Annotated in this window: 15 protein-coding genes; 1 reads left to right on the top strand and 14 read right to left on the bottom strand. The window is 52.0% G+C overall.

Annotation, left to right across the window (positions count from 1 at the left end):
• Positions 1-25: 25 nt before the first annotated feature.
• Positions 26-1,402, top strand: a complete 1,377-nt coding sequence (locus tag BBI15_RS07690) for a glycine--tRNA ligase (RefSeq protein ID WP_084632789.1) — start codon at positions 26-28, stop codon at positions 1,400-1,402.
• 25 nt (positions 1,403-1,427) lie between these two features.
• On the opposite strand, the gene recO is transcribed toward BBI15_RS07690, so the two are convergent.
• The 14 genes from recO to BBI15_RS07620 all read right to left on the bottom strand — a co-directional run bounded on the left by recO (position 1,428) and on the right by BBI15_RS07620 (position 14,023).
• Positions 1,428-2,213, bottom strand: a complete 786-nt coding sequence (recO, locus tag BBI15_RS07685) for a DNA repair protein RecO (protein WP_068869027.1) — start codon at positions 2,211-2,213, stop codon at positions 1,428-1,430.
• Between the two features lie 12 nt (positions 2,214-2,225).
• Positions 2,226-3,143, bottom strand: a complete 918-nt coding sequence (era, locus tag BBI15_RS07680; RefSeq protein ID WP_068869026.1) for a GTPase Era — start codon at positions 3,141-3,143, stop codon at positions 2,226-2,228.
• Positions 3,127-3,537 carry a cytidine deaminase gene (locus BBI15_RS07675; protein WP_068869025.1) on the bottom strand — a complete coding sequence of 137 codons (411 nt, stop codon included), beginning with the start codon at positions 3,535-3,537 and terminating at the stop codon, positions 3,127-3,129. Before BBI15_RS07675 ends, era begins: the two co-directional genes overlap by 17 nt.
• Before the next feature lie 49 nt (positions 3,538-3,586).
• Positions 3,587-3,940, bottom strand: a complete 354-nt coding sequence (locus BBI15_RS07670) for a diacylglycerol kinase family protein (RefSeq protein ID WP_068872544.1) — start codon at positions 3,938-3,940, stop codon at positions 3,587-3,589.
• Positions 3,927-4,409 (bottom strand): rRNA maturation RNase YbeY, encoded by a 483-nt coding sequence (gene ybeY / locus BBI15_RS07665; protein ID WP_068869024.1) that lies wholly within the window; start codon positions 4,407-4,409, stop codon positions 3,927-3,929. The genes BBI15_RS07670 and ybeY overlap by 14 nt, the downstream gene beginning before the upstream one ends.
• A 21-nt stretch (positions 4,410-4,430) precedes the next feature.
• Positions 4,431-6,560: an HD family phosphohydrolase gene (locus BBI15_RS07660; protein WP_068869023.1), complete on the bottom strand. Its 2,130-nt coding sequence runs from the start codon at positions 6,558-6,560 to the stop codon at positions 4,431-4,433.
• A gap of 170 nt (positions 6,561-6,730) precedes the next feature.
• Complete coding sequence (locus BBI15_RS07655; RefSeq protein WP_068869022.1) at positions 6,731-7,690, bottom strand: PhoH family protein; 960 nt, start codon at positions 7,688-7,690, stop codon at positions 6,731-6,733.
• 135 nt (positions 7,691-7,825) lie between these two features.
• A complete protein-coding gene (locus BBI15_RS07650) occupies positions 7,826-8,365 on the bottom strand; it encodes a hypothetical protein (protein WP_068869021.1) in 540 nt (179 codons plus the stop codon).
• Positions 8,366-8,398: 33 nt separating this feature from the next.
• On the bottom strand, positions 8,399-9,388 hold the full coding sequence (gene floA / locus BBI15_RS07645; protein WP_068869020.1) for a flotillin-like protein FloA: 990 nt from the start codon (positions 9,386-9,388) through the stop codon (positions 8,399-8,401).
• A complete protein-coding gene (locus BBI15_RS07640; protein ID WP_068869019.1) occupies positions 9,389-10,717 on the bottom strand; it encodes an NfeD family protein in 1,329 nt (442 codons plus the stop codon). It lies immediately after the preceding gene.
• Positions 10,718-10,963: 246 nt separating this feature from the next.
• The gene (gene rpsU / locus BBI15_RS07635; RefSeq protein WP_006828698.1) at positions 10,964-11,137 is read right to left on the bottom strand and encodes a 30S ribosomal protein S21; all 174 of its coding nucleotides are present in this window, start codon (positions 11,135-11,137) and stop codon (positions 10,964-10,966) included.
• A gap of 95 nt (positions 11,138-11,232) precedes the next feature.
• Positions 11,233-11,901, bottom strand: coding sequence for a deoxyribose-phosphate aldolase (gene deoC, locus BBI15_RS07630; protein ID WP_068869018.1), 669 nt, complete (start codon positions 11,899-11,901; stop codon positions 11,233-11,235).
• Between the two features lie 34 nt (positions 11,902-11,935).
• Positions 11,936-13,270, bottom strand: coding sequence for a tRNA (N(6)-L-threonylcarbamoyladenosine(37)-C(2))-methylthiotransferase MtaB (mtaB, locus tag BBI15_RS07625; protein ID WP_068869017.1), 1,335 nt, complete (start codon positions 13,268-13,270; stop codon positions 11,936-11,938).
• A gap of 15 nt (positions 13,271-13,285) precedes the next feature.
• Positions 13,286-14,023 carry a 16S rRNA (uracil(1498)-N(3))-methyltransferase gene (locus BBI15_RS07620; protein ID WP_068869016.1) on the bottom strand — a complete coding sequence of 246 codons (738 nt, stop codon included), beginning with the start codon at positions 14,021-14,023 and terminating at the stop codon, positions 13,286-13,288.
• Between the last annotated feature and the right edge of the window lie 7 nt (positions 14,024-14,030).

Genomic DNA, 14,030 nt, shown 5'->3' with positions numbered 1-14,030 from the left:
TTTTTATTTTATGGAGGTAATGAAGATGTCAATGGAAAAAGTAGTATCATTAGCCAAACACCGAGGGTTCGTCTTCCCGGGCTCTGAAATTTACGGCGGCCTCGCCAATACATGGGATTACGGCCCACTCGGCGTCGAGCTGAAAAACAATATCAAAAAAGCATGGTGGAAAAAATTCGTCCAGGAATCCGTCCATAACGTCGGGCTGGATGCAGCCATCCTGATGAATCCGAAAACGTGGGAAGCATCCGGGCACCTCGGCAATTTCAACGACCCGATGATCGACTGCAAAGCCTGTAAATCGCGCCACCGTGCCGATAAGCTGATCGAGAACGCGTTGGATGAAAAAGGCATCGAGCTGATCGTCGATGGCTTGTCGTTCGACCGCATGAAAGAATTGATCGATGAACATGAAGTGAAATGCCCGACTTGCGGCAAAGCCGACTTTACGGAAATCCGCCAGTTCAACTTGATGTTCAAGACTTTCCAGGGCGTCACTGAATCATCGACGAACGAAGTTTACTTGCGCCCTGAAACGGCGCAAGGGATTTTCGTCAACTATAAAAATGTCCAGCGCTCCATGCGCAAGAAAATGCCGTTTGGGATTGCCCAGATCGGCAAAAGCTTCCGCAACGAAATCACACCGGGGAACTTCACGTTCCGCACACGCGAGTTCGAGCAGATGGAGCTTGAATTCTTCTGCAAACCAGGCGAAGACCTTGAATGGTATGCCTACTGGCGCGACTTCTGCAAAAACTGGCTTCTCGAGCTGAACATGGGCGAAGGCAATATGCGCCTGCGCGAACACGATGCGGATGAATTGTCCCATTACTCAAACGCCACTGTCGATATCGAATACAAATTCCCATTCGGCTGGGGCGAACTATGGGGCATCGCGGACCGTACCGATTTCGATTTGAAGCGCCATATGGAATATTCCGGCGAAGACTTCAATTACATCGACCCGCAAACAAATGAACGTTACGTGCCGTATTGCATCGAGCCATCTCTCGGCGCAGACCGCGTAACACTCGCTTTCCTTGTGGATGCATTCCAGGAAGAAGCATTGGACAACGACGATACCCGCACCGTGCTGAAGTTCCACCCGGCCCTTGCGCCATACAAGGCCGCGGTATTGCCTTTGTCGAAAAAACTTTCTGAAGGCGCGACGGAAGTATTCGCCGACCTTGCGAAGCATTTCATGGTCGATTATGACGAGTCCCAGTCCATCGGGAAACGCTACCGCCGCCAGGATGAAATCGGTACGCCGTTCTGCATCACGTACGATTTCGACTCGGTCGAAGATGGCGAAGTGACCGTTCGCCACCGCGATTCCATGGAACAAGTCCGCATGCCGATCAAAGACGTGCAGGCCTATATCGAACAGCATATCCAATTCTAATCAAAAACAAAAAGACATCCCGAGGCTAATCGCCTTCAGGGATGTCTTTTTTCGGTTCCGGGAAAAATTCGGGCGTCCGTTCGAGTTGCTCGAGAAATGAACGCGACTTCAGCCGGATGCCTGCCTGTTCCTCGTAAATGGTCCGGACGATCTGTTTGAGCAAGGTTTTCGACTCTTTCTTCAAAGTCAATGCCCCGACCCGTTCGATCGGCACGAAATAGAATGTGCGGATCAATTTGACGAGCGCTGGGCTCAAGCGGATGATATAGCGGTCGATATGGAAGCAGCGATGGCACAAAAAGCCGAGTTCCTGGAACGAGAAAGCGAATTCCCCTTCCGTTGCCCCGCAATTGGCGCATTCATGCAAGGTAGGGGTGAGCCCCGCCACGCGCAGCATTTTCCATTCGACGAATAAAGTGATCGCTTCCGGATCGTAACCGTCTGCAATCGCATGAAGCGCCTGGTACAGCATATCGTAGATCGACGGCTGCGGCTCGTCCTGTTCCGTCAGCCGGTCGACCAATTCTGTAATATAGCTCGCATATGCCGTAGCCATGATGTCTTCACGAATATGGCGCAGCGACTCCAATTGGTCACCTGCCTGCAACGTGCCCATGCCGCGGCCTTTATAGATCGAGAAAACGCCATGGGTGAACGGCTGTGTGATGGCCGCGAGACGGCTGGCGGGCTTTTTCGCCCCACGCGCCATGCACGTGATTTTTCCAGCCTCTTTCGTGAACAAGGTAACGATTTTATTATTTTCCCCATAGGGACGCGTACGGATGACAATGCCTTCGAGTTGGTTCTGCATGAGCCAGGCTCCTTAGTATTCGTCGTCTCTGAAACCGAAATCACGGAGATGCATTGCTTTGTTGCGCCAGTCTTTCTGGACTTTGACCCATAGCTCCAAATAGACTTTCGTACCGAGCAGGTTTTCGATATCCTTGCGGGCGCGCGTGCCGATTTCCTTTAACAATGCGCCTTTCTTGCCGATGACAATGCCTTTTTGGGAATCGCGTTCGACCATGATCGTTGCCTGGACGCGGATCATGTTGTCGTTTTCTTCGTCCTTGGCAATTTTATCGATGACCACAGCGATCGAGTGCGGGATTTCCTCGCGCGTCAAATGCAGGGCTTTTTCGCGGATCAATTCCGAAATGATGAAACGTTCCGGATGGTCTGTCACTTGGTCGGACGGATAGTATTGCGGCCCTTCCGGCAAGCGCTCCTCGATTTTCGCGAGCAAGTTCTCGACATTATTGCCTTGCAAGGCAGAGATCGGAATCGCTTCTGCGAAATCGAATTCGTTGCGGTAGGATTCGACGATCTTCGGCAGATTGTCGGGATGCACTTGGTCGATTTTATTGAGCACCAAAAAGACCGGCACCTCGATGCCTTTCAGCATGTCGAGCACATAACGGTCCTGCTTGCCGATGCGGTCCGCTGCACTGACGACAAACAACAGGACATCCACTTCGCGGAATGTGTTTTTGGCGACTTTCAGCATGAAATCCCCAAGTTTGTGTTTCGGCTCGTTGATGCCCGGCGTGTCGATAAAGACCATCTGGCTGTTTTCGTTCGTCACGACGCCCTGAACTTTATTGCGCGTTGTCTGCGGCTTATCGCTCATGATGGCGATTTTCTGCCCGACCACACGGTTCAGGAAAGTCGATTTCCCGACATTCGGCCGGCCGATAATGGAGATGAACCCTGATTTATAACCGTTATTTCCTTGATGCATAGTCTAAATCCTCCGTTGTGAAGGCGCCCGGAAGCAATTCCGCGATCGTCGTCTCCGATACCGCTCCTTCAAGATTCGTTAAATAAACAGGCATATCGGGCGCGCAGAATTCCACGAGCACCTGTCGGCATGCCCCGCACGGCGCAACCGGGCCCTTCGTATCGGCTGCCACGGCCAATGCGTCAAACTGCTTGACGCCCTTCGATACAGCCTTGAAGACCGCGGTCCGTTCTGCGCAATTGGTCAGCGAATAGCCGGCATTCTCGATATTGCATCCCGTATAGACTTTGCCGTCTCTCGACAAGAGGGCCGCACCTACCGGGAATTTCGAATACGGCACGTAGGCATTGCCACGCGCCGCGATGGCCTGTTCCATCAGTTGTTGTTTATCCATTATCATCACTCACTTTTCTATATTTGCTGTACACTCTGCACGGTAAAGCCTAAAACCATTTTGGCAAAAAGATCAGTAAACCGATTATAGCACTTGCCACAGCAAATACCAAAACGGCTCCTGCCGCCATGTCCTTCGCCTGCTTCGCCAGCGGATGCCGCTCTGCAGTGACTAGGTCGACCACCCGCTCCAAGGCGGAATTGACCAGTTCGAGCGCCAGCATGCCCCCGATCAGCAAAATGACCAGCATCCATTCCACCGGATCGAGGCCAGTCCACATTCCGGCAGCCACGACGACCACCGCCGAGCCTGCATGCACTTTCATATTCTGTTCCCGCTTCATGGCCGTGCCAATCCCTTGCGCAGCGAAACGGAATGAGAAGAGAAACCTACTCAGCTTCATGCGCATCACGCGTAACGCCCAGGGAAGCAAGAATCTCTTCCTGTTTAGCAAACATTTCCTTCTCCTCCTGCTCGTTCATGTGGTCATAGCCGAGTAAATGCAAGAAGCCATGCACTGCCAGGAAGCCAAGTTCCCGCTCGAAGCTGTGCCCATATTCTTCCGCCTGGAGTTTCGTGCGTTCCACCGAGATGATGATATCCCCGAGCAGGCGCGGTCCCGTTTCACCGATGATGGCTACTTCATCTTCCCCTTGCTCTTCCATCGAGAAGGAGATGACGTCCGTCGGCTGGTCCTTATCGCGGTAATCCCGGTTGATCGCGCGGATCGATTCATCGTCCATGAAGGTGACGGATACTTCCGCCTCTCCCGTTTTTTCATGCTGTGCCGCATGCTCCAAAAGCTTTTCCACAAAGGCCATCGCCTTGCCGTCCAATTGTTCCGTTTCATCTATGAAATCGATTGTCAGCATCCCTTTGCCTCCTCCAGTGAATTATTTTTGATCATCAGGATAGGCGATTCTTGAATGGAAGATCCCGTTCAAGGTTTCGCACATGACACTTTTGACCCGTTTCAGTTCTTTTAACGTTATATCACATTCATCGAACTGTCCATCTTTCAACTTATCTTCCGTGATGGCATCGACCATCTTGCGGATTTTCTCCGTACTCGGCGAATCCATCGAACGTACCGCGGCTTCCAGGCTATCGGCCACCATGATGATGGCGATTTCCCGGCTCTGCGGTTTCGGCCCAGAATAGCGGTATTCCTGTTCAGAAAGCGCGTCATTCTGCTCTTTCGCTTTATGATAGAAGAATTTCAATAAAGTCGTGCCATGATGCTGTTCCGCGATATCGATCAATTCTTTCGGCATCTTCTGCTTGCGCAATATCGCCGCCCCGTCTTTTCCGTGCGCGAGAATGATGTCACGGCTCTGTTCCGGCGTCAGGTGGTCATGCGGGTTGCCATGGGATTGATTCTCGATGAAATATTGGGGATTGATGGTCTTCCCGATATCGTGATAATAACAGCCGACCCGCGCCAGCAATCCGTTCGCCCCGATAGCCTCGCATGCCGCATCCGAAAGGTTTGCCACCATGACACTGTGGTGATAGGTCCCAGGCGTCTCGGTCAGGATCTTCTTGAGCAGCGGATGGTTCGGATTCGACAACTCAAGCAGCTTCATCGTCGACAGGATGCCGAACGCCGTTTCAAACAGCGGCAATAATCCTGTCGCGAGCGTCCCCGATAGTAATCCGGCTGCCAGAGCCGCTGCCACATAGAAAGCGACTTCTTCTGCACTGTATTGGCTTTGGTTTACCAACAAGTAAAATGCCACGTAGAGCAAATGGACACCGCCGACTGCCAGGCTGATCGGCAGGATGCGTATGCTTCTATGCCCATTGCGTATTAAGTATATCCCCGTCAGGCCGCCAAATAACACATACAGTGCGGAATCCATCTGGAAAATCCCCGCATAGCCGCTTTGCAGCATCATGCCGGCACTGGCGCTGAGCAGGATTGTCACATACACAGCGGTCCGCTCGTCGATCAATAAACGCACCAATATGCCCGCCAGAGCCGTTGGATACATGAAATCGATGACCACTTCAAAATTGCCGCTGATGATCTCGAGCAGCTTCATGATGGCCAGTGACAAAGCGACGACCACAAAGACGATCGTCAAGCGGATGGCTTTTTTGACCCCTTCCACTTTCGCGCTTTGCAATACGAGGAGCAACAATCCGGCCGCAATGAGCACCAATAAGCTCAAGGCAAGCAACGGCCGATAATTCGATTGCTGTTCGGTCATGCCTGCAAGTTCGAGCTGCCGGTACACTTCCCGGTCGATCAATTGCCCTTCCTGGATGAGCACTTGCCCCTGCAGGATGCGGGTCGGTTCCACACTGGCCCGCGCCTGTTCTTGCTGTTGTTCCGTCAGTTCTTCATTGATCATCTCATTCGGTATGATATTCGCTCTCGTGATGGCTACCGCAGCTGGGATGGCAGAAGCCGGAACTTGGTCGTTTCTGCGGATTTCCTGCTCAGCCGCATTGCGCGCTTGCATAAGCCCCGCATCGCGCAGTGGCTCCTGCAAAACAGCCAGCACTTGGTTTCGCACTTCCCGTTCGACGCGCATCAGCACTTCATCGTCGAGTGCGAGCAGCGAATATAGCATATCGTCAGTCAAGCGTAGCCCGTTTTCATTTTGTTCGAGCAAGCGGGTCGATTCGCGTAAACTGCTTAACGCCTCATCGGCATCACGCGGGTCCGGTTCATCCTCCCCGCCGGTCTCATTGGCCCGCTTCGCTTCAAGGACGTAGCCGAACAGCGAATCGACGACTGACGCCTGATTATCGGCAATCTTCTCGATATACCGGTAGCTCGGCTGCACTTCCGCTGCCGCCCGTTCCCTTTCAAGTTCCGTCCTTACCGGGTCTTCGACAGTTTTTGCCGCCCGTATCGTTTCTTCGGATAATTGGAATAACTCGACTTTGTATGTATCGGTTGCCATCGTATCGTATAGAAATCCGAACATGAGCAACGCTGTCATGAAACTGATGCCGATCAAGACTACAGGAGCCCCGAACCGCAAGTAAATGCGCCTGATCCATCCCGCCATTTGACCACCTCACTATTCTTCCTTCATCATACCAATACATCGTCCTTTTTTCATCGTCCCTTACAAATTAATAACAATTTACCGGACCCGAATACGCTCTTAGCTGACCTATCTTTCCGATAAGGATAAACGAGATCCTTTGGGGAAACTTCCGAAAAAAAGAACCAGCCTTAGCCAGGCTGGTTCTCGTAAGCTTCGATGATCTTGGAGACGAGCGGATGGCGTACGACATCGCCTTTTTCCAAGTATTGGAACGCGATTCCTTTGACTCCGTGCAGATTCTTTTCTGCGGCGATCAATCCGGACTCCGCCCCGCGAGGCAAATCTATCTGTGTTTTATCGCCGGTAATGATCATCTTGGAATTAAAGCCAAGACGCGTCAAAAACATTTTCATCTGCGCTTTCGTCGTATTCTGGGATTCATCGAGGATGATGAACGCCTCCTCGAGCGTGCGGCCCCTCATATAGGCGAGCGGCGCCACTTCAATCGTGCCGCGCTCAATCAGGCGGTTGGTCTGCTCCTGGCCCATGACATCATGCAAAGCATCATAAAGAGGACGCAAATACGGATCGACTTTTTCCTTCAAATCGCCAGGCAAAAATCCGAGGCTCTCACCCGCTTCAACCGCAGGGCGTGTCAGGACGATTTTTTTCACTTGGCCGTTTTTCAATGCTTGCACCGCCAGCACGACCGCTAAATATGTTTTCCCGGTTCCGGCCGGGCCGATCCCGAATACCATATCACTTCTTTTGATGGCATGGATATAATGGCGCTGCCCGATCGTCTTGGCACGGATGGAACGGCCGGTCGCGCTGCGTGCCACTTCCTCATCATAAAGTTCCGCAAAATATTCGATCGTCCCGTTTTTCGCCATCTCGATAGCGGAAACGATATCGCGCTGGTCGATATTGATGCCTTTCCGGATGACCTTCAATAATTGCTCAAGCAGCAGTTTCACCGTCCGGCGTCCCTCTTCGGACCCCTCCAGGCGAATCACCTCGCCGCGGGTGATGATGTGTATATCAAAAGATTCTTCGATCAGCGACAAGTGGCTGTCGGATGTGCCGAGAAGCAGGACCGCTTCGTTCGGGTCTTTCACATGCAATTCGAGTAGGCTGTTATTTGTCATTTAGACGCTCCTTGGATCATGTTTTTATTTCTCCTCAACTCTATCATTTTCTATATGAAAATGTAAATTAATTCATCAAATTCAGTTTACATAATAATATTATAAATAATTTTACTACCATAAAAAAAACCGGCATTAAATATGCCGGCCTTGTTTTTGTCGCTTTGCTTTAGGCGGTTGTAAAATCTCCGCCATGATGATGCCTCTTCTTACGTCTTGCCCATCCAGGGGCAGCAGATCCCGCTCTTTTTCATCTCCCGTTGCCCGTTTCAGGGGCTCTTGTCGATGGGCGCTTAATCTTCCAGGGCGACTTACCTGCTCGGCAGCTTGCTTGGCCTGCACCGGAGCCCGTTTCTCAACTTCCTCCATGGCGCGGGTCTTGGCGCGTTCTGCCTGTTCCTTGACCTGGCGGGCTTGTTCTGCCCGTTTCGGATCGCTCTCCATCTGGGATTGAAACTCGCCGTAGATCTCCTTGGCATAATCTTCAATTCGCTTAAAGCTTCGCTGCCCGCCTGTTGGCGATTGCTGTTGCCTCTGCTGTGCGGATCGAGGAGCGCCTGGGACTTGTTGGCGCGTCGTCTGACGGCCTTTTTGCTGATTGGCGTCTTTCTTCTTGTCTTTACCGAACAAGGCACTGACAGCCGCAATGATCAGCATCATGATGAGGGGTTCCATTCCAAAACCTCCCTTAAGTTATGGCGGAGCTTATTAGTTCTCGTCCTCTTGCTTTTCCGTTCCGCTCTTCGAAATGGATTCGCGCATGCTCGTATCGGCTTGCACGTTCTTATAATTGATATAATCCATCACGCCGATATTCCCTGAACGCAGCGCTTCTGACATCGCCATCGGCACTTCGGCTTCGGCTTCGACAACTTTCGCGCGCATCTGGACGACTTTCGCTTTCATTTCCTGTTCGCTGGCTACAGCCATTGCGCGGCGTTCCTCGGCTTTAGCCTGGGCGATTTTCTTATCGGCATCGGCTTGTTCCGTCTGAAGCTCCGCGCCGATGTTCTTGCCGATATCAACGTCTGCAATATCGATCGACAGGATTTCAAATGCAGTACCGGAATCCAGCCCTTTGCCAAGAACGGTTTGGGAAATGAGATCCGGGTTTTCAAGGACTTTCTTATGGTTAGTGCTTGAACCGAGTGTCGAAACGATACCTTCACCGACACGGGCAACGATGGTTTCTTCGCCCGCACCACCGACAAGGCGGTCGATATTGGCACGTACGGTAATGCGCGCTTTCGCTTTCACTTCGATCCCATCCATCGCAACACCGGCAATGAATGGCGTTTCGATGACTTTCGGGTTGACCGACATTTGTACCGCTTCCAGCACGTCACGGCCGGCAAGGTCGATGGCTGCTGCGCGTTCGAACGGCAAGTCGATATTGGCACGGTGTGCTGCGATCAATGCGTTGACGACACGGTCGACGTTACCGCCAGCCAAGTAATGGCTTTCCAATTGGTTGATCTGAACGGAAAGGCCGGCTTTAGAAGCCTTGATCAATGGGTTGACGATGCGCGATGGGATAACCCGGCGCAATCTCATCCCGATCAATGTGAAGATGCTGATGCGGACGCCGGCCGCCAAAGCCGAGATCCATAATGTGACCGGTACGAATGTGAAAAAGATGGCAAGTACGACGATAATGGCAATTATCGCAGCGCCCAGGCCGATTGTTTCAAGTCCCATTTATTCTTCCTCCTCTTGTTTTTCGAGTTCACGCACAACGATGCGAGACCCTTCTACCTTGATAATTTTAACATCTTTGTTGCTGTCGATAAACCGCCCTTCGGATACCGCATCGATGTATTCATCACCGAGACGGATGGTGCCGGAAGGCCTAAGGGCGGTGGTGGAGCGGGCAATCTGGCCGATGAGTTCCGGACGGTTGACGGCCGATACATAGCCATGCTCGGTATCGGTGGCATCGGTCAGAATGATCCGTTTGAACATGCTCAATTTCTTCCCGAAAAATTTCACTAAAATCACCATCCCTGCTGAAGCTACAAGTAATGCAATCAAGATTGCGATTGCTGTTGTCTGGACGTCTTCACCCGCTAATAGCACACTTCCGATGACCGCCAGTATCCCGAGGATCCCGAGGATGCCGCCCGGGACGAAAAACTCCAGGAGTATCAGGCCGAGACCAAAGACCAGCAGCAGGATCGATTCATAGCCCGCCAGCCCTGCCACCAAATGGCCATAGAAGAACAGCATCAGTGAAAACAGCCCGAAGAATCCGGGAATCCCTACCCCCGGGGTGAACAACTCAAGCAATAGGCCAAGCCCAGCCACCGATAATAAGATCGGGACCACGATCGGGCTCGTCAGGAAACGCGCCAGCGTCTCGGACCAATTTTCTTCCACTTGGATCACTTCAGCGCCGGACAGGCCTTTGATCTCCAGAAGTTCATCGAGAGAGGACACGGTCCCTTCCGAATAGCCGACGTCGAGCGCTTCCTGGGCACCGAGCGTCAACAAGTCACCTTCCGCTGCCCGGTATTCCGGCAGGTCGATGCTGGCATCCGCCATCGCCAAAGCATATTGAGGATTGCGGCCTGAAGATTCCGCAGCACTTCTCATCGAAGCAAGCCAAGCGGAATTTGCCTTATCGGCAGCTGCGTTGCCTGATTGGTCGATGACTTGCGCCGCTCCCATCCGGCCATTCGGATGCATATAGATTTCATCGTTATGCAAGGCCAGGAATGCGCCAGCCGACAACGCGTCCTGATTGATGAAAGCGAGTGTTTCAGGGTCGGCTTCATCCAATAGGCGGGCGATGCCGTCGGCGGCATTGACGAAACCGCCTGGAGTATCGATTTCAAAGACTATGGCTTCCGCACCGGCTTCCTCGGCTTCTTCAATGCCCCGCTCCAGAAATGATTGCAAGCCCCGCTCCACTTCCGCTTCGATCGGGATGACATAGACTTTCCCATTATCGGCCGAGATGGCCGGAATGGCTAAAGCAAATGCGGCAACCAGGAACAAGAAGCCGATCCATGCTTTTTTTCTACGCACGGCAAGTTCCCCCTCTCCTTCATGAAAACTTTAGGATAATTATGTATACGGATGAATTGAGCTGCGGTTTCAAAAGCCGGCTTCTTTTTTCATTATAAAGCAATCTTCCCCAAGTTACGATGGAATGCGCTTACATCTTCGCCATTAAGTGACCGTTTTAAGGCATAAAAAAACCGGAAGCACAATTGTGCTTCCGGTCTTAGCTGTTCGTTGCTATTTTTAAAAGTCATTTAAGTTCAAAGTCAATTAAAATTTACGTTTACGCGCAGCTTCTGATTTCAATTTACGTTTCACGCTCGGCTTATCATAATACTCGCGCTTTCTTACCTCTTGCATTGTTCCGGACTTCGAAACAGTGCGTTTGAAGCGGCGAAGAGCATCTTCAATTGATTCGTTTTTACGAACTGTAGTTTTTGACATCTCTTTTTCCCTCCCTCCGAACACACGTTGAAGCAAATAACAACAAGTGTTATATACTAGAAAATTATAACGCATGATCCGGCCTTCGTCAATACTTAATAATCGTTGTCTGAAGTGAGGCCCTGCATGATCTGGACGCCTGAACTTGCGCCGATGCGCGTCGCTCCGGCTTCGACCATTTTCTCCACGTCTTCCAGGCTGCGGACGCCACCTGAAGCTTTAACGCCCAAGTCAGGACCGACCGTTTCACGCATCAAACGGACCGCTTCGACAGTCGCTCCGCCCGTGGAGAAACCAGTGGATGTTTTGACGAAATCGGCTCCGGCTTCTTTTGACAGGCGGCTGGCCAACTGGATTTCCTCGTCCGTCAGCAAGCACGTTTCAAGGATGACTTTAACGACCGCTTTCCCTTTCGCCGCATTCACGACCGCCTCGACGTCCGATTTCACGAGGTCTGCCTGGCCGCTTTTCAACGCGCCGATGTTCAGCACCATATCGATTTCGCCAGCGCCTTTTTCAATGGCGTCTTTCGTTTCGAAGGCTTTCGTTTCAGAAGTCGATGCGCCGAGCGGGAAGCCGATGACCGTGCACACTTTCACTTCGCTTTGTTCAAGGTGTTCGGCTGCAAGCGCGACCCATGCCGGGTTAACGCAAACCGAGGCGAAATTATATTCTGCGGCTTCTTTGCAAAGCTGTTCGATTTGCGGGGCTGTAGCTTCCGCTTTTAGCAATGTATGGTCGATTAAAGATGCAATATTCGTCATGATTCAGTTCTCCATTCTACTAGTAGGGTTTCTTTTAGACAGGCACGCTGTCCATCACGCGGACAAACTGCCCTTCGTTCATCGGGTATCCTGCCTTGGTGATTTTCACCTTGACAATTTTTCCGATCAACGATTCATCGCCGGGGATGGCGACTTTCAAGTAATTATCCGTATAGCCGACAAGCATGCCGCCTGACGGATGGTCTTTCGACTCTTCTTCCGGAATGATTTCCAAAAGTTCGCCTTCGTAACGGCTGGCGTATTCCTTCGCCAGTTGATCGTTCAACTCGATCAGGCGGTGGACACGTTCGTTCTTGACCGCTTCATCGACTTGGTCATCCATGCGAGCTGCCGGCGTGCCGGTACGCATCGAGTAGGGGAAGACATGCAGCTCCGAGAACCTGTGGTCGCGGATGAAATTGAAAGTCTCCATGAATTCCTCTTCCGTCTCACCCGGGAAACCGACGATGACGTCAGAAGTGATCGCCAAATCCGGCAAGGCATCACGCAAACGCTCCAGGCGATTCGCGAAAAATGCCATCGTGTACTTCCGGCGCATCCGTTTCAAGACCGTGTCGGACCCCGACTGGATCGGTATGTGGAGATGGCGCACAACAATTTCCGATTGTTTCAAGACGGCAATCACTTCGTCCGTCAGCTGGCTCGCCTCGATGGATGAGATGCGCAGTCGCTTCAAGCCTTTGACGTCCTGCTCCAAGTCGCGAAGAAGCTGCGCCAGGTTGTAGTCCTTCAGGTCTTCCCCGTAGCCTCCGGTATGGATGCCGGTCAAGACGATTTCCTGATAACCGGCATCGACCAATTGCTGCGCCTGGCGGATCACTTCCTGTGGGTCGCGCGAACGCATCAAGCCCCTCGCCCACGGAATGATGCAGAACGTGCAGAAATTATTGCAGCCTTCCTGGATTTTCAGCGAAGCACGCGTGCGGTCTGTAAAGGCGGGCACATCCAACTCTTCATATACGCGGTTCTTCATGATATTGCCCACGGCATTGATCGGCTTACGCTCGGCACGGTATTGCGCGATGTATTGCAGGAGCTTCGTCCGGTCCTGTGTGCCCACGACAATATCGACGCCCGGAATCGCCATGATTTCCGCAGGCGAAGTCTGGGCATAGCAGCCCGTGACGCAAATGACCGCATCTGGATTGGAGCGGACTGCACGGCGAATCACTTGGCGGCTTTTTTTATCGCCCGTGTTGGTGACGGTGCAGGTATTGATGACATAAACGTCGGATTGACGTTCAAAATCAGTGCGCTCATAGCCCTGTTCTTTGAATAATTGCCAAATCGCTTCGGTTTCATAATGGTTCACTTTGCAACCTAAAGTATGAAATGCCACTGTTGACATCGATGGCCACCTCTTTCATTCAAATTCATAGGATATGGCAGACAATGCATAAAGCGGCGCCGTCTCGGTGCGCAAAATGCGCGGGCCTAGCGCAGTGAACAATGCGCCTGCTTCTTTGAGTACCGACGCTTCCGCTTCCGAAATGCCGCCTTCCGGCCCGAAAACGAGCAAGATTGAGTCTTTATCATACAACGATTCTAGAATTTCGGCAAACCGCTTCCCGCCGCCCTTTTTCGCCTCTTCTTCATAGGCGACGATGACTGCGTCGTAATCCTTCACCGCATTTACAAGTTCTTTGAAGCTGTGCACTGTATGTATGTCAGGAATGCGGCTGCGATGTGATTGCTCAGCCGCTTCCTTGGCGATTTTCTTCAAGCGCTCGATTTTCTTGGCGCTTTTGGCGCTGTCCCATTTGACGATCGACCGCTCCGCAGAATAAGGCAATAAAGCACTCATCCCGAGCTCTGTCGCTTTTTGTGTGATCAGTTCCAGCTTATCGCCTTTCGGAAGGCCGCATGCGATTGTCACTTTCTTCGGCAACTCACTGCGGTCCTCAAGCTCTTCGATCAGCCTGATCTGGACGTCTGTGGCAATTTCCGTGATTTCAGCCAAATGGGCCTTCCCTGAAACGACAGCGATCAGCTGGTCGCCTACGGATTGACGCATCACTTTGGCGATGTGCTTGGCGTCCTCACCTGTAATCGCCAATTGGTTATTGACGGAAGCTTTCTCTTCCAAAAAATATCGTTGCATGTTCGCA

It is taken from the genome of Planococcus plakortidis (assembly GCF_001687605.2).
In the GTDB taxonomy this organism is placed as follows: Bacteria; Bacillota; Bacilli; order Bacillales_A; family Planococcaceae; genus Planococcus; species Planococcus plakortidis.
The sequence above is the reverse complement of the archived record's forward strand: the minus strand, read 5'-3'. Positions and strand labels throughout refer to the sequence as shown.